General features: G+C 37.7%; 22 protein-coding genes and 1 pseudogene. 19 read left to right on the top strand and 4 right to left on the bottom strand.

Annotated features, from left to right (window positions below):
• The 8 genes from MAQA_RS06250 to MAQA_RS13665 form a co-directional block, all read left to right on the top strand.
• The coding region (locus tag MAQA_RS06250) for a T7SS effector LXG polymorphic toxin (RefSeq protein WP_241463132.1) at positions 1 to 828 on the top strand (828 nt) is incomplete at its 5' end.
• A 156-nt stretch (positions 829 to 984) separates the two neighbouring features.
• Positions 985 to 1284 (top strand): hypothetical protein, encoded by a 300-nt coding sequence (locus tag MAQA_RS15470; RefSeq protein ID WP_241463133.1) that lies wholly within the window; start codon positions 985 to 987, stop codon positions 1282 to 1284.
• Between the two features lie 711 nt (positions 1285 to 1995).
• Positions 1996 to 2118 carry a DUF4176 domain-containing protein gene (locus tag MAQA_RS15475; RefSeq protein WP_241463134.1) on the top strand — a complete coding sequence of 41 codons (123 nt, stop codon included), beginning with the start codon at positions 1996 to 1998 and terminating at the stop codon, positions 2116 to 2118.
• 28 nt (positions 2119 to 2146) lie between these two features.
• A complete protein-coding gene (locus MAQA_RS15480; RefSeq protein WP_241463135.1) occupies positions 2147 to 2299 on the top strand; it encodes a DUF4176 domain-containing protein in 153 nt (50 codons plus the stop codon).
• A gap of 614 nt (positions 2300 to 2913) precedes the next feature.
• On the top strand, positions 2914 to 3387 hold the full coding sequence (locus MAQA_RS15485) for an RNA-directed DNA polymerase (protein WP_241463136.1): 474 nt from the start codon (positions 2914 to 2916) through the stop codon (positions 3385 to 3387).
• 85 nt (positions 3388 to 3472) lie between these two features.
• The gene (locus MAQA_RS15490; protein ID WP_241463137.1) at positions 3473 to 4411 is read left to right on the top strand and encodes a reverse transcriptase; all 939 of its coding nucleotides are present in this window, start codon (positions 3473 to 3475) and stop codon (positions 4409 to 4411) included.
• Positions 4412 to 4775: 364 nt separating this feature from the next.
• On the top strand, positions 4776 to 5588 hold the full coding sequence (locus MAQA_RS13660; RefSeq protein WP_052008496.1) for a hypothetical protein: 813 nt from the start codon (positions 4776 to 4778) through the stop codon (positions 5586 to 5588).
• 578 nt (positions 5589 to 6166) lie between these two features.
• Positions 6167 to 6688, top strand: coding sequence for a hypothetical protein (locus MAQA_RS13665; protein ID WP_052008497.1), 522 nt, complete (start codon positions 6167 to 6169; stop codon positions 6686 to 6688).
• Between the two features lie 780 nt (positions 6689 to 7468).
• Here the strand turns inward: MAQA_RS13665 and MAQA_RS13670 are convergent.
• The 4 genes from MAQA_RS13670 to MAQA_RS06300 form a co-directional block, all read right to left on the bottom strand.
• Positions 7469 to 8503, bottom strand: a complete 1035-nt coding sequence (locus MAQA_RS13670) for a transglutaminase-like domain-containing protein (protein ID WP_052008498.1) — start codon at positions 8501 to 8503, stop codon at positions 7469 to 7471.
• A gap of 10 nt (positions 8504 to 8513) precedes the next feature.
• Entirely contained in the window at positions 8514 to 9143 is a 630-nt protein-coding gene (locus MAQA_RS14550; RefSeq protein ID WP_052008499.1) for a transglutaminaseTgpA domain-containing protein, read from the bottom strand.
• 483 nt (positions 9144 to 9626) lie between these two features.
• Positions 9627 to 10763, bottom strand: coding sequence for a DUF58 domain-containing protein (locus tag MAQA_RS06295; RefSeq protein WP_052008500.1), 1137 nt, complete (start codon positions 10761 to 10763; stop codon positions 9627 to 9629).
• The gene (locus MAQA_RS06300) at positions 10756 to 11712 is read right to left on the bottom strand and encodes an AAA family ATPase (RefSeq protein ID WP_036072356.1); all 957 of its coding nucleotides are present in this window, start codon (positions 11710 to 11712) and stop codon (positions 10756 to 10758) included. Before MAQA_RS06300 ends, MAQA_RS06295 begins: the two co-directional genes overlap by 8 nt.
• A 158-nt stretch (positions 11713 to 11870) precedes the next feature.
• On the opposite strand from MAQA_RS06300, the gene rlmN reads away from it, so the two are divergent.
• The 11 genes and pseudogenes from rlmN (at position 11871) to MAQA_RS06360 (ending at position 20838) form a co-directional block, all read left to right on the top strand.
• A complete protein-coding gene (gene rlmN, locus MAQA_RS06305; RefSeq protein WP_036072358.1) occupies positions 11871 to 12974 on the top strand; it encodes a dual-specificity RNA methyltransferase RlmN in 1104 nt (367 codons plus the stop codon).
• A 268-nt stretch (positions 12975 to 13242) separates the two neighbouring features.
• The gene (gene imm48 / locus MAQA_RS06310; RefSeq protein ID WP_036072360.1) at positions 13243 to 13653 is read left to right on the top strand and encodes an Imm48 family immunity protein; all 411 of its coding nucleotides are present in this window, start codon (positions 13243 to 13245) and stop codon (positions 13651 to 13653) included.
• A gap of 234 nt (positions 13654 to 13887) precedes the next feature.
• The gene (locus MAQA_RS06320; RefSeq protein WP_036072364.1) at positions 13888 to 14133 is read left to right on the top strand and encodes a CDP-alcohol phosphatidyltransferase family protein; all 246 of its coding nucleotides are present in this window, start codon (positions 13888 to 13890) and stop codon (positions 14131 to 14133) included.
• A 109-nt stretch (positions 14134 to 14242) separates the two neighbouring features.
• Complete coding sequence (locus tag MAQA_RS06325) at positions 14243 to 15061, top strand: aldo/keto reductase (RefSeq protein WP_241463138.1); 819 nt, start codon at positions 14243 to 14245, stop codon at positions 15059 to 15061.
• A 184-nt stretch (positions 15062 to 15245) separates the two neighbouring features.
• Positions 15246 to 15755 (top strand): dihydrofolate reductase family protein, encoded by a 510-nt coding sequence (locus MAQA_RS06330; RefSeq protein WP_036072366.1) that lies wholly within the window; start codon positions 15246 to 15248, stop codon positions 15753 to 15755.
• A gap of 297 nt (positions 15756 to 16052) precedes the next feature.
• On the top strand, positions 16053 to 18332 hold the full coding sequence (locus tag MAQA_RS13680; protein WP_052008501.1) for a Cna B-type domain-containing protein: 2280 nt from the start codon (positions 16053 to 16055) through the stop codon (positions 18330 to 18332).
• Positions 18333 to 18402: 70 nt separating this feature from the next.
• On the top strand, positions 18403 to 18759 hold the full coding sequence (locus tag MAQA_RS06340; RefSeq protein ID WP_241463139.1) for a DUF488 domain-containing protein: 357 nt from the start codon (positions 18403 to 18405) through the stop codon (positions 18757 to 18759).
• 64 nt (positions 18760 to 18823) lie between these two features.
• Positions 18824 to 19201: a heme oxygenase IsdG gene (gene isdG / locus MAQA_RS06345; RefSeq protein ID WP_036072368.1), complete on the top strand. Its 378-nt coding sequence runs from the start codon at positions 18824 to 18826 to the stop codon at positions 19199 to 19201.
• Positions 19194 to 19748: a nitroreductase family protein gene (locus MAQA_RS06350; RefSeq protein WP_036072370.1), complete on the top strand. Its 555-nt coding sequence runs from the start codon at positions 19194 to 19196 to the stop codon at positions 19746 to 19748. Before isdG ends, MAQA_RS06350 begins: the two co-directional genes overlap by 8 nt.
• A 71-nt stretch (positions 19749 to 19819) precedes the next feature.
• Positions 19820 to 19987 (top strand): 50S ribosomal protein L32, encoded by a 168-nt coding sequence (gene rpmF / locus MAQA_RS06355; RefSeq protein WP_036072372.1) that lies wholly within the window; start codon positions 19820 to 19822, stop codon positions 19985 to 19987.
• A 130-nt stretch (positions 19988 to 20117) separates the two neighbouring features.
• Positions 20118 to 20838: pseudogene (locus tag MAQA_RS06360) on the top strand (NUDIX domain-containing protein).
• Positions 20839 to 20840 lie beyond the last annotated feature (2 nt).

The raw sequence follows: 20840 nt of genomic DNA on the forward strand, positions 1-20840 counted from the left end.
ATTTGGAAGACCAAGCCAATGAAGTCGCCTATAGAAAAAAGAAAAAGCCAGCCTAGACGAACGGGAGGAGAAAGCATGAGCATTGATATGTATGTGTCAAAGTCGAAAGCCCAAGCGACCAGTACGAGTCAAGTTTGCCAGAAACACTTGGAGGGGTATGAAGCTCTTCAACAAGCGATTCATCAATTTACAGTAGATAGCCCTTTACTGAAAGGGAAAGCCTATGATTCAGCCAAAGCTTTTTATAGCGCGGTTCTGTTGCCCCTTGTTCAGGCCGGAATCCTTTTAACAGAAGCGACTGAAGAAGCCGTTCAGAAATTCTCGGAGCGTTATCAAAGTGAAGTCGATAGTGGGGACTTAAAGGAATCTGAGTTAGAAGAACAAATTCGGAAAGCAAATGACCTTATTAATCAAGCGAATGCGCTTCAAACAAAAATCACACAATCTCAATTACCCGAAACGGATCATCGAACGCAACTCAATCTCAATCAAGCTTTGATCAATTCTTATCAAACCAATAAGGAAGAACTGGAAGAAAAACTTCGAAAGTTACGGGCATTTCATGCGAGTTCACCGAGTATTTTTTCAGAAATTGCGAGTTTGAAACAAGCGATTGATCAAGGGATTGCGCAAACCAAGACAGCTTGGAATTCCTCAACAGGAACTTTTATGGTTCCGAAACAAAGCGATTTGACGTGGACTGAAACTATTAAAAATAAATACGAAAAGTATCTAGAATTGACTGGCACAGCACTGATGGCTGGAGGATATGTTTCTACAGCAAATGTAGTTCGAGCTGAAGGTAAGGCAAGCATTAAAAAAAATTAAAGGCGGGACTTGGCATAATTCATCTGTTAGAAGCACAAGATCTGGTAAAAAAAACTTGGGGGCAAGTAAATGGTGATGTAAACCGTTTTAAAAACAGTAAAAAATGCCAAAACAGCTGACGAAATTATTAATGGAACAGGAAAAATATCAAGTGGTTTGCCAAAAAGTATAGGGGTTTTTGGCGGTACAACAGCAGTTCTTGATGGTGGGTTGACTTATCTTGAAAGAAGAGATGAATATGGAGAAACGAGTGCTGTGATAGATGGTGCTGTGCATACAGGTACGGCAGTGGGGTCCTTATATGCAGGGGCCGCAATTGGTTCACTCATCCCTATTCCAGTAGTTGGAACAGTAGCAGGAGCGGTTGGAGGTTATTTAGTCAATGGTATTTCTAACACACTTTACGATGGATTTGCTCATGGAGAATGGAACTGGGATAATTTTAAACTGTGGTAAAATACAGAGAAGAGATTATGATAAAATTCATTCTATGAGGAGAATCCTTTAATGAAGAAAATTATTTATATTGGAGAAACGGCTGGCTATACAGTTTATTTTGATAGAAAAAGAAAGCAAATTTTAAAAATCAAAGAAAAGTCAATGGTTAAGTAACAAAAAAAACTAGAAATAATTCTAAGGTTATCATTCTCACTCTTGTAGCAATTATATTGTGCGGAAGTGTACTAACATTTTTTGGGAAAGATCAGTTTTTTATGGGAGAATATACGATTGGCATATTGTTTTTTTTTTGATTCTTTTTTGGATGTTTGAATTCTTCTTTTTAGCCACTCTAACTCATCGTATTTTATATAAGGACATAAAAAAAAGCAGAGAAAGCAACAAAAAAAAAGAATTTAGAAATGCTGTCCAAAATAATAATATATGGAATATCTTTAACAATAAAAAGGTTACTATCTCTAAGAAAATTTTTGCATGGGTACTTACTTTTTTTATTTTTAGGAACAACAATAGGGTTTTTCTATCTTTTATTTAGGATTAACCAACAAGGTTTATTTTTGGGAAGTCCAATAGGAAGTGAGCTTATTCCATTGAGCCTTTTTGGGGTACTCCCCTATATTGTATTTTATCTCATTTGGCAAAACAATTTGATTAGTTGGTTTAACATAGTGGAAAATTATCAAAAGAGAAAATTGGAGGGGAAATAAAATGGATGGAAAAATTTTACCGTTAGGAAGCGTAGTCACTTTAAAGGATGGAGATGGCTCTGTGTTAATGATCGTTTCCAGAGCAAGTGTGATAGAAGATAGGAAAAAAGCATTTTTTTTATGATTATGGAGCTGTATTAATTCCCCAAGGGATGATATCCCCCGAAGCAGTCTATTTTTTTAATCGAGAAAATGTCAGCCAAGTCTTATTTAAAGGATTTTTGAATGATAAAGAAAGGGAGTTTGCTGAACATTACGATCAAATGATTGAGGAGAATGAAATTCCCAAAGGGACTGTTGATTAAGCGATTTAACTAATTTTATAACCAGAGACAAGTCTAGAATCTATAAATTCTAGACTTTTTTAGTCCAACGAAAGAATGCGGGTTATAACAACCACTGATACTTAGATTTAGTTTATAAAATAATCTATAAAGAAAAGTTTATTATATAGTGAAATAAGCACATGTTTATGAAATGCAATGGAGATTATAGAGATTAAGTGATAAAATTGATTTTAGGAAAAAGTTTTTATAATAGGAAAAAACAGTAGTACAGAACCAATTCCTATCTAATGAAAAAAATTTTATTAATTAAAAGAATAGAAGTGAGGAGGAATTAAAATTATCCAGAAAAAAACATATTATCAATGAATCATGATGAGGCTCGAAGATTTTTTTTTGAAACCTTCTAGTTATTTTAGTCAAAATCTTCCAGTATATTTTAATATTACATACCTTCTCGAAAGTGCTTTGGAAAAGTTAGGAGAAGAAAGTCTAGAAACAAAAAACCACTTGTTTGAGAACCATAAATATTCAAAGTGTCCAAATATAATTATACCATTTACATAAATAAAGAGAGCAACACATATCGACCGCTAACGTTAATTCATCCTTATCTATACGTAGATTTTGTTAATTTGCTGACGAAGGAGACTAATTGGAAAATACTAGTTGAAAGATTCGAAGAACTTCAAGATAGCGTTCAAAATAAAATTGTTTGTAGTAGTTTACCTTTTGAGACAGTTAAGGTTAGTAAAGCAGATAGTAAAAAAGAATACGCACTAAATTTTTGGGAGTCAATCGAACAAGAGACTATAAAATATAGTCTAGAATATAATTGTCTTTTAAAAGTAGATATACAAAATTTTTATGGAAGCATCTACACTCATACCTTATGTTGGGCATTACATGGTGAAGAAAAATCAAAAGAAGCGAAGAACCAAAGCAAACTTGATGACTTATTAGGGGATAAAGTTGATCGAAAATTTCAATATATGAATTATGGAGAAACAGTAGGGATACCTCAAGGAAACATTATTTCAGATCTTATGTCTGAACTTCTACTCGCATTTATAGATTATAAGCTGGTGAGAAGAATTAAAAAAAATTGAAAATGAATCTGAGAAAAGCATTGATTACAAAATATTACGCTATCGAGATGACTACCGTATTTTAACTAAGAATATAGAAGAATCCATGATTATTAATCGAGAGCTCGTAATTCTGTTACAAAGATTTAAACTAAGTCTAGGAAAATCAAAAACGTCCCAAGTTACCGATTTAATTTCTGGTGCATTAAGAGAAGATAAGCAGTATTGGATAGAGCATGATCTAGTAATAAAACTTACAACAGATAAATTATATGAATTACCCCAAAATTTTATGAAACAATCTATTGATAAACAAAAAAACAGGTTAGTAAAGGAAAAAGCATTTTCTAAATTTTTTAGAAAAAACTTTCATAATAGAGCATACAAGACAACTTTGCAGAAACACTTATTTATTATAAAAGCTTTTTCAGATATTTACCCTAACAGTGGTCAGCTTATTTCAGCTTTAAGCGAGTTTGAGAATCGATTATTAGATATGAATTCTACTGATTTTAAGAATACTGGGACAGAAGTAGAGGTAATAATAGCAATATTGGTTGATATTATCAAAAAAAATCCTAAAATTACTGAAATAGGTGTCAAACTTTTATCAACATTAATCCAAAAAATTGAATCAAGTGAATTTCAATTGGAATACTTAGAAGGAATAAGCGATTTTATAAGTATAGATACCAGTGAAATAAAGTTTAAGTATATCCAATCAGTAAATAAAAAACTTCACCAAAGTAGTTATAATGACTATTTAGAAATTTGGCTACAACGATTAATCATAAAAAACTTGAAAGATGATACTGAGATTAGTATGGATTATATTACTAAAAGCAAAAATGAACTTGTACGTCTTTGCAATGCTGTGCTACGGAGGAAAGAAATTAAGAAAGAATTTATTTTTAATGAAGATTGGCTAAAAGAAAAATATAGATTGGATTTGAAAAAATTAGTCAATGAGGAAGAAATATTAAAGCTTCCTGAACTGATTTCTAGTGATGAAATCTATTTAGTAGAGTATGATTTAAATACTTGATGAAGTTATGTGGTAATAGTGAGTACTATTTCCCTGTATAGATTTTGGCAGGGAGTTAAAATCTATACAGGGGAATTTAAATTGGAAAAATGATAACTGTTTAAAATATGAAATTCACATGAAAGTTCAGTATAGAAAAGTAAACCTTCATGATAAAGAAGGGATTCCTTTGATTTGATAAAAAGCTTAAATCCAATAAAACACTAAAAAATTACTCTGAAGAATATCGAAATGAATATGGCTTTACGGAAAAAGAATGGTACGGAGAATAGTGGTAGTACGATGGAACTCAATATGAGCCAAAATCAAATAAGCATGGAGTAGGAACGAATAATGCTCCTTCTGAAAACTGGAGGGGAAATTAATGAGTTTATTTTCAAAGATTGTAAATCAATTCTCCTTTGAACAAGCCCTAGAAAAGAATTCGCTAAATCAGATTTATATAACATTAAATGGAACGGGGAAAGAGCTATTATCTAAAACATTAAAAATATTTATTTTTGCTGTGGTTTCGTTGCTAGTATGTCTTTTTTCTAGCAATAACTGGTTTGTATTTCCAATCATCGCAGCGATCATTATTTTAGTAACAGTCATAGGGTATTTTAGAAGTAGTCTCTATTTTAAACCGGCTATCTATAATATTGCTATCTATTTATTTGTACAAACGGCTCTTATTTTCTATATTTCAAGTCTAGAGGTAACAGATAGTAGCTTTATAAATCGAGTAATTGCTATTGTCTATATATTAATAGGATATAGCCTATCTTTTTATGTAATCAAGTTAAAACTACTAGAAAAAGTGCAGACCAAGTATTTAGAAACAGATGAAAAGCAGTTAAGAAAAAGGAAATCTATTAAGGCTATTAGGATACTTTCTATTGCTTTAGTGAGTCTTATCATAATTATTATTGCAGGTATGCAGTTATATAGAATAAATAAATGGTGGCTTGGTGGGACCAACGCAGATTTCCTTGCTGGACAAAATGGTACATTTGCTGGAACCATTATCGCATCTGTTTTTGTTTGTATTGCATTACTTGTATTATTTCTAATTACTTTACTTCCTACCCTACTTTTAAATGCAACAACGGTTGTAGATGGGTATATTTACAAAAAATACTCAGAAGATTTTAGAACAGAATATGAATATACTGAAGAAGAATGGTATGGCGAATAATCATTAATTCAAGTCTTCCGAAATAATTAAATTCTTCAAAAAGCTCATGTTACCTAAACATGGTTTTTTTTGTTGGGAGACAATCATTCTATAGCATCGACAACTCAATAAACGAACAACTCCCTTTTCCTATTTCATTAGGGAGGGGAGTTTAAAGGTGGATAAGACGACTTGCAAAATATTCGTCTACCTCCTGCTTATCATATCTGGGCATATTAAATACCAGGTATTTTTTAAATGCTTTTTTACTAAGAAACTCATAGAAGTTCTTTCATATTCACGATTTCTTTATACTGAACTAGAATGTCTGAATGCGTTGCAAAATGTGTAGGAATCTTATACACGTATTTTTTAGAGTGTGCCTTACGAGTGCAACTGCCAAGTACTCTGGGGATAAAGGAAGTGCCTATTATAATCTTGACTCTAATCAATATTCTGATTTCATGACTGGATGTTTCCTGGAACAGACTACTGCTTTTAAACTTGGAAGTAGAATATACCTTACAAGATTGTAACTATTCATTCTATTCTTTCTACGTTATAATTCTCTGGAATAAATACATCAGGAGAGTGAAAACATGAAAAAGTTAGATTTAACAAAAATTGGGAGAGTTTTAGCGCCTGCTTTGGTAGCAACGCTTGTTATGACTTCCGTTGCACCAGCAGTTTCTGTATATGCACAAGAGAAACAAATTCCAGCTACACAAAAGGAAGAAGTGGATATAGAAGTGCCATCCAAAGAAGAACTAGAGCGTTTGGGATTATCAGAACAGGAAATACAAGAGTTGATGCAAGTTTCAGACACAGGGATTACGTTAAAAGATGGAGTAGCCTATGATCAAAATGGCGATCGAATTTTGTCTAGAGAACGTGGAAAACTAAAATGGGCTGTTAAGTTATTGAGGGCTGCATGGAAAAAAGTACCTTCAAAAGTAAAGAAAACTTTAGGTGGGGTAGCTGGGTTTGAAAGTTTATTAAGTTTTATAGATCATTTTACAGGAAAAGTATCAGATGCTATTTATTTAGGTTGTCGAAAATTAGGGATGAGTAAAACAGTTTCGTGGTGGGTTATGAAAGTTTTAACCTTTATAGCATTTTAAAAAACTAGGAGAGATCAAAAATGAAATTAAAGCTTACTAAAACCACAAGTACAATCTTTTTTGTTTTGTTGTTCATCCTCATTTTTAGCGTGATTCCTAAATTGTTTCCACATAACAACATTATTTTTTGGATAATAAATATACTGGCTATTCTCTTTGTCATAGCTGTGATTGTAGATTCATATTCTTCACGAAAGAAAAAAAATTGAAGCGCAGAAAAGAAAAAAAATTGCAAAAATAAATCTAGTACTTTTATTATTCGTATAAAAAATTCATGACAATTGTACTCTGTCCATATAAGTTGGATATTTAGTCTGAATTTTGGATTTCAACACAAGAAAGCGTGGATTTTTTATTATGATACGGTTATTCTATAGCATCCACATTTCAATAATCGAAGAACTCCCTTCTCTTATTATCCTGGAGAGGGGAGTTCTGTTTAAAGATGGATAAGACACTTGCAAAATAATCGCGTGCTTCTTGCTTATCAAGACGTGGCATATTAAATACTAGATATTTAGTAAAGGCGTTTTTTTTAAGAAACTCATAGAAATTTTTTGTGCGCACGATTCCTTTATACTGAACTAGAATATCTAAACGTGATATGAATTGAAGTAGGAGTTTTTTGAAAAGAAATACTCACTACTCAACGGAATAAATTCAAACTAGGCCATTGACTTCCTGTTTCGCGCAGAGAAATCGATAGCCTAGTTTTTTTTATTCGCGTCGAATGCCGCACTTGAATTTAGCTTTTCAAGAATTAGTCTTACTGGTTTCAGGTTAGCGTTTAAAGTTTTTTCGCTTCTTTTGACTTTCTAAAACTTCAATAATAGCTAGAAACGCAGGTTTTATTTGTTCATTTTGGAAATAAACTCCGCCGTATAAGTAGGCTTCGTATTGTTTTGTGAGTTCTGTGAAAGCGGAAATGTCGATTCGTGTTGCATAAGCTGTTAGGGTCTCGCTTGGCTCTCTGCTCTTACTAAAGAATTTTGGCAATTTGCGATAAGCAACTTCAAATGGAAGTCTGTCATGCTTGATTTGCCATTTAAAATAGCGCAGCAATAGTGCTTTCCGCTTCACAACTAAGAAAGTAAGCAGAGGGATTACAAGGCCACATAAAATCCAGTAAATGTATTTAGGAAGCTGAAATGACTTATCTTGGTGCCTAGTTTCTTGCTTCGTACTATTTTGGGAAGTTTTGTTTTTCTGCTGTTTTTTAGTGTTCTCTTCTTTTTTAGTTGATTTGTCTTCTTTAGCGGCTGTATCCGAGCGATTTTCGGTTTGACTATTTTGATTAGCATCTAGACGATTATCACCAGTCGTATTTGTGAAAGCTTCTGGATTATGAAAGGTTGCCGTCGGTTCAAACGGGACCCAACCTGTTCCAGGGAAATAAACTTCTGGCCAAGAATGGGCATTGTTATTTTGAACTTTATAAATCGTATTTGCACCATCTTTTCGAGTCTCTTCTCCAGGCGTAAATCCCTTCGCGAAACGAGCAGGTATCCCAAGTGAACGTAACATGACAACCATTGATGTTGAGAAGTTATCACAGTAGCCAACTTTAGTCTCAAACAAAAATTGATCGACATAATCAGCCCCGCGCTTCGTTTCTGTCGCATCTTTCGTACTATAGCGAAACTCACCAGAGAAGCTTAGATAGCGTTCAATGGCTTTTACTTTTTCATACGTATCACTTTCAGACTCTGTCAGCCGATTTGCGAGATTTTTGACACGCTTTGGAAGGCTGTTTGGAAGCTGTGTATAGCGCTCCACAAATTCATCTTGCAAAGTCGTATAGGTCGCTTCTTTCATCTTCCGAATATCATAAGTGGGCCGCTTTATTTCTAGTGAGTAATTTTTTAATGGAACCTTGAGGTGTGACCTTTTCATTAGATGCAACATAACGGAACGGCCCAGCTGTTGACTGAACATTTTGTGTGCCGTAAGCATAAACAAGATAGTCATTAGAAGCTGTGAAGCGAATCGTTGCTTGTTCACTTTGTTCAGCATAATCTTCATTCAGTTTAACAGGGAAGTCTGCCAAGCTATTAAAACGCTCTGGATTTGCCGTACTTGGCTGAGCCCAGCCTTTTCCAGTATAGGTTTGTTTGGATTCAACACGCCAGTAATGTGGATGTTTTGTAGTAACTTGGAATACTTCACTATAATCAGCTTCAAGGGCTCCACCTAGTTCTGTATCGTCTTCACTATAACCGACCGTTCTTGTTGTATCTATTCCAAGTGTTTGGCGAATAAAAGGAACAGGATCGTTCCAAACAGGTTGATGGATAGGAAGAAAAAGCGAAAGCCCCGTAATAATAGCTAAGGTAGCAAGAAATCCGATATGATAAGTAGCAACCCGCTTCGTTGAGTCTAGTTGACTTGCGTAACCAAGTCGCGCTGTTAATGTTAGGTGAAGCAATAAAAAAACCAATAATGACAGTTCGAACAAGTGCCAGTTCACCATGATAGTCTGTGAAGGTATGAATGATAGCAACATAAATCACTGTGAGAACTAGGATGCTCATGATTCGACTTTTCTTTAGCAGTGAATAAGAAGTAATGTAAGCAAGCAACCATAGTGCAACGAGAAACGTCATGAAAATAAATTCGTCACCGATTTCAGTGGCATTAAGATGAATCATATGGCTGATTCCGTTTATGACCATTCTAGTCAGTTCTGAGTAGAATGATGGATCAAAAAGATTACCACCATTAAATAAGAGTGCCATCAAAAGGGCAAGGATAATGAGGTGAAGCGGAATCGAATAGTAGAATCGTAAACCTATAAAAAAGCAACCGAGCGATAAAGCGACAAAAGCCACCATATAAACCGAATAGTTGGTTTCCGTTAAGTAACTAAATGGATAGACCCATTCCGAAACAAGCAGAACAGCCAGCACATAAAGCAGGAATTTTAAAGTTTTTTGTCCCATCAAATGCCTCCTTTGCTGTGTGAAAGTTCCATTTTAGATAAGTAAATAATTTGTGGGTGTTTGGCTCCACTTTCTTGTAGCGCGACAAGTGTGACCTTGTTTTCGCCCCATTTATGCACTTCCCGGAGGAGCACTTCATTCGTAGTCGATGTAAAGAGCAGTAAATGCTCGCTTTGCGCGAGTTCCTCTTGAAGCTCGGGAAGGAGAACAGCGGGTTCTTGCGGCTTGATTTTTGCAAAAGCATGAGAAAGCTCACTTAAGTGCTTTTTCCCTTGGTTAAAATCGAATGTTTCGCTTGGACTTCCAAATAGCGCGACACGGAGTTCCCCATTTTCCTCAACCATTTTGCGAACAAATGAATATGCAGCGCTTAGGGCGATTTCAAAATCTGGATCTGGCGTGCCGAAAAAGCCAACGCTCATACGACTTTTAGCACTATTTTCAAATTCCCTTGTCATCATCGTGCCGGTTTTTGCCGTTGTTTTCCAATCAATCGAAGCGACTCTGTCTCCAGGGTTATATTCACGCAAACCGTGTAAGTTTTCGTTTTTCTTAATGGTCCAGTGTGTGGCATTTTTACCATGTTCCGGTGATGCTTCACTTAATTTGTTAGCGATTTCCGGGAAATAAGTGGGGTAAACAATGAGTGTTTTCGTTTCTCCCATTCTGATACTTCGTTCAATTAACCCGAGCGGATCGCTTGTTCTTAATTCAAGTGGAGGGAATTCATGGATTCCACGTTTGGCTTGTACCGGTTCAAATGGAAGCGTGAGTTTCCTTTTGAAGAAAGGAAAAGTTAATTCGCGAAGCACATGCTGAGCATGGAGCGAATCGGGAAGCGGCTGCTTAACAAGCAGGTAGCAAACTGGAAAGTGCGATTTTCGAGTTAAGGATAGCCTTAAGTTAATGGCATCTCCAGAAAAATATTCTTGTTTGTCAAATTTTCGTATAAGTTGCCAATTTTTCAGCCGATAAATGGAAAAAATAAGGACAAATAATAAAATGAAACCGAAAAAATAAGTTAAAAACCAACTAGAATGGTCACCTTGGAACAAGGCGTAGACGATTAAACACACAAAAAGCAAAGCAAGCCCAAACCATTTAGAGGCAAGAAAAAGGGGGCGTAGCTTATTCATTTAAAGCGCCCTTTTCAATTGGAACGGCTAAATCTGACAGGATATCATGAATCACGTGTTCCGGCTTGATACCGTTATAGAGTGCATTAGCTGTCAGAATGAGACGATGTCCAAAAACGAATGGTGCTAGATATTTAATATCATCTGGTGTAACAAAATTTCTTCCTGAAACAAAGGCAAAGCTTTTCGCAGCTTTCATTAAGGCGATTGTTGCTCGCGGGCTTGCCCCAAGTGTGATTGCTTGATGTTGCCGCGTAGCTTGGGAAAGCTCAACGATATAGCTTTTCAATTCATCAGAAAGTACTACTTTTTGGCTCATCTTTTTGAGCTCCACCAGTTCATCTGAATGAATAACTGTTTGGACGGATGAAAGGACCACTGAACTTCGCTCACCACTTAGCAGCTCGATTTCTTCTGCTTTTGTCGGATAGCCCATCATTATTTTAAAGAGGAACCGGTCAAGCTGAGCTTCTGGAAGCGCGTAAGTCCCTTCATATTCAATTGGGTTTTGGGTCGCCATGACGAAAAAAGGCTCAGCAAGTGGATAAGTCGTCCCATCTACAGTAACGCTGTTTTCGGCCATTCCTTCTAGCAAAGCGGCTTGTGTTCTTGGGGCTGTTCGGTTGATTTCGTCGGCTAAAATAATGTTGCCCATGATCGGACCTGGCCGAAACTCAAATTTGCGGCTATCTGGGTTAAATACCGAAACGCCGGTGACATCAGAAGGCAGTAAATCTGGCGTGAACTGGATACGCTGAAAAGTAGTATCAAGCGATTTTGCAAGAGCACGGACGAGCATGGTTTTACCGACCCCAGGAACGTCTTCAATTAAAACATGACCGCCTGCAAAAAGAGCGGTTAAGCTAAGTTCGATAACGCGGCGTTTGCCGACGATGACTTGTTCAACTTGTTCGATAATCTGTTCGATTTTATGAGATGAGTCATTCATTGGTTAAGAGCCTCCCGTTCATTTGTGTTGTAATAAGTATATGATAGAGAAGGAGTGAAGTACAATAAATTAATTTGAGGTTTCCGCTGAAAAGTATTGCCACGCGGTGTGAAAACCTATAAAATGGAAGTGAAATCTTAAAGAGAAGAGGCTGAATAATGACGAAAAAATCCATTTACGGATTGACGTTTGATGACTTAACGGCTTGGTTTACTGAAAAAGGACAGAAAAAATTTCGGGCAACACAAGTTTGGGAATGGCTCTACCGGAAGCGTGTCGATTCTTTCGATGAAATGAGCAACATACCTAAGGAGAGCATTCAACTACTAAAAGAAAACTTTGTATTAAACACATTAGAAGAACAAATTGTGCAGGAATCTCTTGATGGCACGATTAAATATTTATTTAAGCTAGAAGATGGCAACCTAATTGAAACGGTTATGATGACGCATGAATACGGGCTATCTGTTTGTGTAACGACTCAAGTGGGATGCAACATCGGCTGTACGTTTTGCGCAAGCGGGTTATTAAAAAAACAACGGGATTTGACTGCCGGCGAAATTGTTTCGCAGATTATGAACGTGCAACATTATTTGGATAAACGCGGGAAAGATGAGCGTGTAAGCCATATTGTTGTCATGGGGATTGGCGAACCGTTTGATAACTACGATAACGTTATGAGCTTCCTGCGAGTCGTGAATCACGACAAGGGACTTGCAATCGGCGCACGCCACATCACTGTTTCAACAAGTGGACTTGCACCAAGAATTATTGATTTTGCAAATGAAGACTTCCAAGTGAACTTGGCGGTTTCGCTCCACGCGCCGAATAATGACATTCGGACGAATATCATGCGGATTAACCGGACGTTCCCGCTCGAAAAACTAATGAGCGCGATCGAATATTACATTGAAAAAACAAATCGTCGTGTGACCTATGAATATATCATGTTGCGCGATGTGAACGATTCGAAAAAAGAAGCGCAGGAACTAGCGGATCTACTCAAGAATCAACGGCGTTTGTCTTATGTCAATTTGATTCCCTACAACCCTGTCGATGAGCATAATCAATATGAGCGGAGTCGCAAAGAAGATGTGCTGGCATTTTATGATGTGTTAAAGAAAAATGGTGTCAATTGCGTCGTTCGTCGCGAACATGGGACGGATATTGATGCAGCTTGCGGACAACTTCGAAGCAAACAAATCAAACGTGTTGGCGTAAGAGAAAGAATGCGTCAAAAGAAATCGCTTGAACAAAACTAAACTTTAAAAAAGCTCGCATTAAAACAATGGGTATACTTGTTTTGACGCGAGCTTTTTTTGTTAGTTGAAGTAAGCAAAATGGATGAAAAAGTAGATTTTGGTCAATAGGATGAGCATTCTTAACGGCTTTTTTCAAAAGTGTAAAAAATTTGCTTGCAACTCTTTTTAAAAGTGTTATAATGATTTTGTCGTAAAGGAATTATGGCTTTTCAAGCAGTTATTTTAGGCTGCTTGTTTCGTTTTTTATTCGTAAAAAGGGGTGCCGAAATTGAATAAATCTTTTTTTGCAGAAGCGAGAAAATGTGCAGAACGATTTTGTAAAGCTTTAAATTTTAATCCTGAAAAAAGTGACCATTTAGAGTCAAAAGTTGTAACTTCTTATTTATTTGGTCTACTCACCATGCTCGGATCAGAAATGGATGCCGATGGAAGTGAAATTCAGGCTAGCCTTGTGGCATCGCTTGTTCATGTTTTTGGTTTCAGTGAAAGAGATGCTTCAGATCTCTCAGCGCATGTCATTAAATGTACGGAACGTGAAAGGCATCCGGCACAGTTTACTGTCATTGAAAGAGGTCTTGAAGGTTACATGGAGTATTATCGTACAGGGAAGGATGCAGAATTTCCAAAAGATATCCAAAGTATCTTGGATATTATGCATGAATTTTCCACGGTTAAATAATCAAACGAATGATGGAAGTCCGCTTTTTGTAAAAAAGCGGACTTTTTTACAAAAGGGAGAGAAGGACAACATGAATGAAACCGTTGTGAATAGTTTTTTGATTCTGGTCATTTTAGTGATTTGCGTCGTTAATATCTTGGGGATGGTGGTCTTAAGAAGGGGGCGTTTTTTCACATGATCTTATTCAGTTCGTGACAAATCGGGAAGTGAGAAACCTCTTGATTGGAGCTAAGGATGCTGAAAGAAAAAAAAGCCGTGCAATATTTGACGGCTAGCATCCTAAGTTTTGTCATCGGGTTTTTATCTATTATCCTATTCGCTAATTTAGATGGCTTTGTGTGGACCATTCTTTTTGTATTAGCTGCAATCTTAGTTAGCGGGTTGTTAGAAAAGAAAGCAGAAGAAATCCTCGGTAAAAAAAATAGATCCGAAAAATGCTGTGCGAATTTTAAAAATAAAAAAGAGGAACGAAGTCTCTAATTTTTAATTTAGAATGGTTGGTTTATTAAAATCTTTTTGTTTGACTTGAAGTGGACTTCAAGGCATATACTTCACTTGTAAGATGTTAGACAAATGGAGGTAGAGAATCATGATGTTAAAAGAAACTTATCGTTTAGCAAATGGTAACGAGATTCCAAAACTTGGGTTTGGCACGTGGATGATTGATAATCAAGATGCGGCAAAAGCTGTGCAAGAAGCCATTCAAGTCGGTTATCGCCATATCGATACGGCACAAGCTTATAAAAATGAAGCTGGAGTAGGCGAAGGAATCCGAAACTCAAGCATTGCTCGGGAAGAAATTTTCTTAACAACAAAACTAGCAGCTGAAATTAAAGATTATGCTGGTGCGGTTGTAGCAATTGATGGTTCGCTTGAAAAATTGGGTCTTGATTATATTGATTTGATGATTATCCATAGTCCAAAACCATGGGCGGAATTTCAAAGTGATGCAGATCATTTCTTTGAAGGAAACTTGGAAGCATGGAAAGCGCTAGAAGAAGCTTACCAAGCTGGAAAAATTCATGCAATTGGGGTTTCAAATTTTGAACAAGTGGATTTAGAAAACCTTCTTGAAAATGGCACAATAAAACCTATGGTCAACCAAATTTTGGCACATATCGGGTATACGCCATTTGATGTCATTGCTTTTTCACAACAGAATGGTATTTTGGTGGAAGCTTATTCACCGATTGCTCATGGTGAAATGCTGCGAAGTGCAGAAATTACAAACATGGCTGAAAAATACGGGGTATCTATTCCGCAACTCGCCATCCGCTATTTGTTACAACTTGATTTACTCCCACTTCCTAAAACGCTGAATAAAGCACATATGGTGAACAACGCCGATGTTGATTTCGAAATTTCAAGTGAAGATATGAAGACTTTGAAAGAGCTTAAAAAACCTTGATTATGGAAAAAATACGGATATTCCTGTTTTCCGCCGTGCGACGGATCAGTGATGAATTTTGAAATGCACTTGCCTTTCTGTTTTAGAAACAGGAAAGCAAGTGTTTTTTAGTTAGTCGATGCTTGAGTCTCTTTTTATTGAGATATCTTGTAACTTCCTGTATAAAGAAGTGGGGGGGATAGTAATGCGAATTTATTTTTATGGATGCGTTTCAATGGATGGTTACTTAGCAGATAAGGATCATAAAATTGACTGGCTTCTTGAGACAGGGACAACTGAGGAGACAAATTATGATGCATTTTATAAGCGTATGGATATCACTGTAATGGGAAAAAGAACATTTGATGATATTGCCGATATGGATGGTATCGAATCGTTTTATGGAACGACTGAGAATTATGTCTTTACACATGCAGATAGTCTCTCTGTGAAGAATTTTATTCCCATTTCAGGTAATGTTGTTGAAAGGATAAAAAATATGCCGCAAGATAAAAATATTTGGATTGTCGGTGGAAATACAATTTTAGCGGAGCTACTCGATCATGATATGATAGATGAATTTTATGTTCAGGTTGCGCCGGTTTTGCTTGGTGATGGAATTCCGCTTTTTACACAAAAAGAAGGTGTGAAACGGTTTAAATTGAAAGAGGTTCATCAATTCGGTCCATTTGCAGAAATGGTTTTTGAAAAATAATAGAATGTTTATAGAAATATGGCCTTCAGAGTAGTTTTGAAGGCTTTTTTTTGTTGGTTAAAAAAAAGTAAGTGAACGTATTTACATAATGATGACTTTTATAGTATGATAGGAAATGTTCGAAATAAATATGTATATTATGTTACTTTTATAAAATTAATTGTGATTTTTTACACATTTTTTTCGGGCGCAAAATAACACACTAAACAGGAGGCGTCATGAAGCTTAGGAGGGTTTCTGCGGGTTCTTGTGGGTAGTGTCAGAAACTAGTGAATAAAAATGAGGGGAAGTTTTTTTATGTGGAAAAAGAGTACGAAGCTTTTAGTCGCGCTCGTCATTTTTGGAGGATCATTTATTTCTGGAACAAGTTCTTTTGCGGCAGAAGAGTTAGCGTATGTTCCGAAAAATCCTGGAAACGTATATGATGATTTTAGTGGAAACTATGGCTTACTTGGAGTGGCTTCTAAATTTCATATTTTTGCGAAGGACAAAACGATTTTAACGGCACACGTGAATGGTAACGTTGCAACGAAAGCGCTTGAGGCGTATAACAATTTTGGAACGGATATTGTGGAAGGAACGTTGCCATTTGAAGTAAATTATATACAAGAAACCAACCAACTGATTGCTTCTTCTGAGATTAGTGATACGAGCACGAGAACAGATAAGTTTGTTGTGGGCTCTGAAATTCCAGTCGGGGAAGCAGATGGGCACCCAGTTGTAAATGGAACGAGATTAGACCATTTATCTGTAGATGATTTATATCAAGAAAAGGAAGGGAATCACTACATCGATTTTGAAGCGGAATTTGCGCGCTTAGGAAGTGTGGCAGAACAGTTAAGGCAAACAAGCGCAATCAAAAATTATACGGCAGCTGATTTTCCGGATCGGAACAAGCGAGAAATTGACTTGACGGATGTGAAAGACAAAACAAACACAGTGACTATTAATCTAGATGCGGCTGTTCTGACTCAAGACACGCCACTTACGATTAAAAATCCAAATGATGTAAATCTTGTATTCAATGTTATGCATGGTTCGAATGATTTGGCGGTTCAGTCTCAAATTCATTATAATGATCGGGTCAATCACGAAACAGAAAACTTTGATGATGCGAATGTAGTTTGGAATTTTGGAACCGAATTAGCTCATTTAGCTGTTCAGGCACCATTTCAAGGAACTGTTCTTGCTCCGAATGCTTCCATTACGGTAACGCAAAACTTGGATGGTTCGATTATCGGGAAAGATGTGTCAATCCAAGCTTCTACTAATCGCTGGGATCCAAATCCGATTGCATTACCTAAAGCGACTGAGCAAACGCTTGAAATTTCGGGAGAGAAAGTTTGGCAAGACTTGGATAACAAATGGGATACGCGTCCAGAATCGATTACTGTGAATTTATTGCAAAACGGGAAGGTTTATGACACACAAGAAGTGCGGGCTAATAACGATGGAAAGTGGCTCTATCACTTTTCTGGGGCGCCAAAAATGGATGCGAATGGCAAGGCTTATTCATATACGGTTGATGAAGGAAATGTACCAGAAGGATACGTGAAAAGTGTGAATGGAACGACGATTACGAATACGTATCAAAATTCGACACAAACATCCATTTCTGGCAAGAAAGTTTGGCAGGACTTTGATAATCAATTAAATACCCGTCCAGATGCGATCACGATCGAGTTACTTCAAAATGGTGAAGTCTATCAAACGAAACAAATTCAAGCGGGCGAAAATGGGGATTGGACGTTTTCTTTTTCAGGACTCCCTAAGTATGATGCGAGCGGTGAAGCTTATTCATATACGGTTGATGAAGTGGATGTTCCAGAAGGTTATGTGGAGTCAGTAGAAGGAACGACGATTACGAATACGTATGCGAAAAAGCCGTTAAAAAATATTCAAGGAGATGTCATCTGGAAAGATAAGAATGATGAATACGATACACGTCCTGATAATGTTAAAGTCATTTTGTTTCAAAATGGAAAAGTGTTTCGAGCACAAGAGGTTGATGCAGATCTAGATAGTGATTGGGATTTTGATTTTACGGATGTGCCACAGTTCGATGCGGATGGCAAACCTTATGTATATACGGTAAATGAAGGTAATGTGCCAGCTGACTATGATTCTTCGGTAAGTGGTTATACGATCACAAATGTGCTTGAAGAAACAGTAATGCCTGAACCAGATGATCAGGAAGATGATTTGCCTGATAGTAGACCTGACGGGAGTGTGGACGGAACTACAGATGGAGATTCAAACAGACAAATAAATGAAAACGCGGAGGGGCGTTTGGTTAACGGTTTTAGTGGTTATTCGAATGAGCGCTCGGCGGTAGAAAAAATAACTGCGGCGTCGCCTCGTGTTACGACAAATTCAGTCGCTGTCTCGCCGCAAGAAAAGACAAAACAGCTTCCTAAAACGGGTGATGCAGATGGAAAAAGGTCTCTTTTAGTGGGGATTTTGCTAGCTGGTATAGGGGTTTTTTTGGAACGTAACGGCATATCGTCGTACTCGGAAAACAGGATATTAATTTGGAAAGTAGAAATTGGGCTTTTGAGCGGAAATAAATTCGGCTGAAGTCCAATTTCTTTTTTTAAAAGTGTTAGTTTTTTCGAGCTCAGGGAAAATAACAGATGAGGTGATGAACATGCTAAAAATGAAACGGATTTATGAAGGCGTGACTGAAGGGGATGGTTGCCGGATTCTTGTGGATCGACTCTGGCCGAGAGGGATCTCGAAGGAAAAGGCACAGCTCGATTACTGGGAAAAGGAAATTGCGCCAACGAATGACTTGCGGAAAGCATTTCACTCCGAACAGATCGATTATGAAACTTTTAAAGCTCGCTATTTAGAAGAGTTAAAGCAAAATGAGGCAGTGCCAAGTTTTATTGAGTTGCTTAGAAGGGAACAGGCGAAAGGCGATGTGACCCTTTTATTTGGTGCAAAAAATGAAATGGAAAATCAAGTGACGGTTTTGATGGAATGGTTGCAAGATAAACTTTAATTGAAAATGAGAATCATTATCAATATAATCGAAGGGAACAAAGTACGATTAAGGGGGACTTTGATTGATTATTGTGACGAATACGATTCGAGTTGAAAAAGGTTCATTAGAGCATGTGGTGCGCCAGTTTACGGGTTCGGATAGCGAGCATGGTGGTGTGGCGCAACATATTCAAAATGTGGAGGGCTTTCTTGGGTTCGAGCTTTGGGAGACGGATCTTCCAGATGCAGACTATGAGGAGCTTACGGTGATGAGTAAATGGGAAAGTGCGGAGGCACAGCAAGCGTGGGTGAAAAGTGACGCGTTTAAAAAGGCGCATGGTCGCACGAAGGATTCCCGGGAACAAAAGCGTGATCGTAAAGGGATTCTTGAAAATAAAATTACGCAGTATCAGGTGCGGCATGTGGTGCCTTTGAGCGATAGAGGAATAGCGCATGAGTGAGCTGAAACAGGTGATAGTGGAGCGGCGCTCGGTGAAGCAAATTTCAGGCCGAAAGATTGACCGATCGCTTGTGGAAGAGATAGTGGAACTGGCGGCGTTCGCGCCATTCCATAGCAAGGTGGAGCCGTGGCAAATTTACGTGATTCAAGATGCGAAACAGAAGGAAAAGCTTGTCCGGGCAGTTACTTTTTCTAGAAACGATGGAACGACGTTTGAACAAGTCGAGGAAATGCTTGAGCGAAAATTTCTGACCGCTCCTGTCATTTTGATAGTGACTTCGGCTCTCTTTCAAGACTCGAAGAAGGATTTCGAGTCGGTTGCGGCGACAAGTGCTTTTATTCAGAATTTGCAGTTGGCGGCTTGGGAAAGCGGAATCGGCACGATTTGGCGGACGCCGAAATTTTTGTTTCAGCAGGCGTTTTGTGAGGCGCTTCAAATTGGTGAAGAGGAAATGGTGATGGGGATTTTGCCGCTCACGTTTCTTCCGGATGATAAGCCCGATGTAAAGACGCGACGCAAGCTCAGCGAGTATCTGCATGAGCTTTAAATTTAGCGGTTGCAACTTACCGGTTCCTGACGTACAATAAGTAAGTGATTTAGAGACGGAGGTGCGAATTTATGGCAGTACCTGCTAGACGAACTTCGAAGGCGAAGAAAAATAAACGGCGGACGCATAAGGGGCTTTCGGTTCCGGGTCTTGTTCTTGACAAGGAAACGGGCGAATATCGTATGAGTCACCGCATTTCACCGGATGGTTCTTATAACGGTAAACAAATTATTGAATAGTTTTATTTTACCCATTTTGGCGTGAAGGGCGTTTTTTTTCTTCCGAAAGATGGGTATTTTTTTTTATATTGCACATGATAAAATGGAGAGGAAGAGATGAACTCGAATTTGACAGAAATGAGGCACGGCGATGAGCGATGAATTTGTAAATAACGAAGAGGCTTTGAAAGATTATCAGGCGAATGCTTTTCGGACGCCGGATGGCTATACGAGTGATATTTTACTATTTGCTATGAAAGAGAAAAAAACTTCATGTGCTCTTGATAAAGCGCAGCCAAACGAATGCGGAAGGTCATCCTAATGTAGAGGGCGGCAAATGGGCGTTTCCAGGTGGATTTGTAAATCCGGATGAGGATGCTTATCAGGCGGGGGTTCGTGAGCTTGAAGAGGAAACGGGACTTACTGGTATTACACTGACGCCGTTTGGGGTTTACGATAAACCCGGGCGTGATCCGCGTGGTTGGATTATTTCACGGGCTCATTATGCGTTTGTGCCACTTGAGGCACTACTTAAACGCGTGGCTGGTGATGATGCGGCGCAAGTGGACTTGATTCCTGTCAGTGAGGCGTTTCGTTTGCCACTTGCTTTTGACCACGAAACGATTTTAAGTGATGCCATGGAAAAAATCACACGGGAATTGTTACTTTCAACGAAGATGAGCGACTTTCTGCCAGAATTTTTCAGTGCTAGGGAACTATATGAAGCGATCGCAACTGCCGCTTATCGGGATGCACTGCCACCGTTTGAAGTGTTTGAATCGTATCTTGTTTTGCTTCCGTTTATCGAACGAGACGAAACGGGGCGCTATTCTTTTAACCAAGCGGTGAATGCGCACAGTATTTTCTTCTAAGC

The sequence above is a fragment of the Listeria aquatica FSL S10-1188 genome (assembly GCF_000525795.1).
Classification (GTDB): domain Bacteria; phylum Bacillota; class Bacilli; order Lactobacillales; family Listeriaceae; genus Listeria; species Listeria aquatica.

Excerpts from the sequence above, each read along its gene's own strand:
- MAQA_RS15490 (WP_241463137.1), top strand. The coding sequence starts at position 3,473 with ATGATTATTAATCGAGAGCTCGTAATTCTGTTACAAAGATTTAAACTA.
- MAQA_RS15480 (WP_241463135.1), top strand. The coding sequence starts at position 2,147 with ATGATATCCCCCGAAGCAGTCTATTTTTTTAATCGAGAAAATGTCAGC.
- rpmF (WP_036072372.1), top strand. The coding sequence starts at position 19,820 with ATGGCAGTACCTGCTAGACGAACTTCGAAGGCGAAGAAAAATAAACGG.
- MAQA_RS06325 (WP_241463138.1), top strand. The coding sequence starts at position 14,243 with ATGATGTTAAAAGAAACTTATCGTTTAGCAAATGGTAACGAGATTCCA.
- MAQA_RS13680 (WP_052008501.1), top strand. The coding sequence starts at position 16,053 with ATGTGGAAAAAGAGTACGAAGCTTTTAGTCGCGCTCGTCATTTTTGGA.
- MAQA_RS13670 (WP_052008498.1), bottom strand. The coding sequence starts at position 8,503 with ATGAAAGAAGCGACCTATACGACTTTGCAAGATGAATTTGTGGAGCGC.
- MAQA_RS13660 (WP_052008496.1), top strand. The coding sequence starts at position 4,776 with ATGAGTTTATTTTCAAAGATTGTAAATCAATTCTCCTTTGAACAAGCC.
- MAQA_RS13665 (WP_052008497.1), top strand. The coding sequence starts at position 6,167 with ATGAAAAAGTTAGATTTAACAAAAATTGGGAGAGTTTTAGCGCCTGCT.
- rlmN (WP_036072358.1), top strand. The coding sequence starts at position 11,871 with ATGACGAAAAAATCCATTTACGGATTGACGTTTGATGACTTAACGGCT.
- MAQA_RS06350 (WP_036072370.1), top strand. The coding sequence starts at position 19,194 with ATGAGTGAGCTGAAACAGGTGATAGTGGAGCGGCGCTCGGTGAAGCAA.
- MAQA_RS06295 (WP_052008500.1), bottom strand. The coding sequence starts at position 10,763 with ATGAATAAGCTACGCCCCCTTTTTCTTGCCTCTAAATGGTTTGGGCTT.
- MAQA_RS06320 (WP_036072364.1), top strand. The coding sequence starts at position 13,888 with ATGCTGAAAGAAAAAAAAGCCGTGCAATATTTGACGGCTAGCATCCTA.
- MAQA_RS15475 (WP_241463134.1), top strand. The coding sequence starts at position 1,996 with ATGGATGGAAAAATTTTACCGTTAGGAAGCGTAGTCACTTTAAAGGAT.
- MAQA_RS06340 (WP_241463139.1), top strand. The coding sequence starts at position 18,403 with ATGCTAAAAATGAAACGGATTTATGAAGGCGTGACTGAAGGGGATGGT.
- MAQA_RS06300 (WP_036072356.1), bottom strand. The coding sequence starts at position 11,712 with ATGAATGACTCATCTCATAAAATCGAACAGATTATCGAACAAGTTGAA.
- MAQA_RS06330 (WP_036072366.1), top strand. The coding sequence starts at position 15,246 with ATGCGAATTTATTTTTATGGATGCGTTTCAATGGATGGTTACTTAGCA.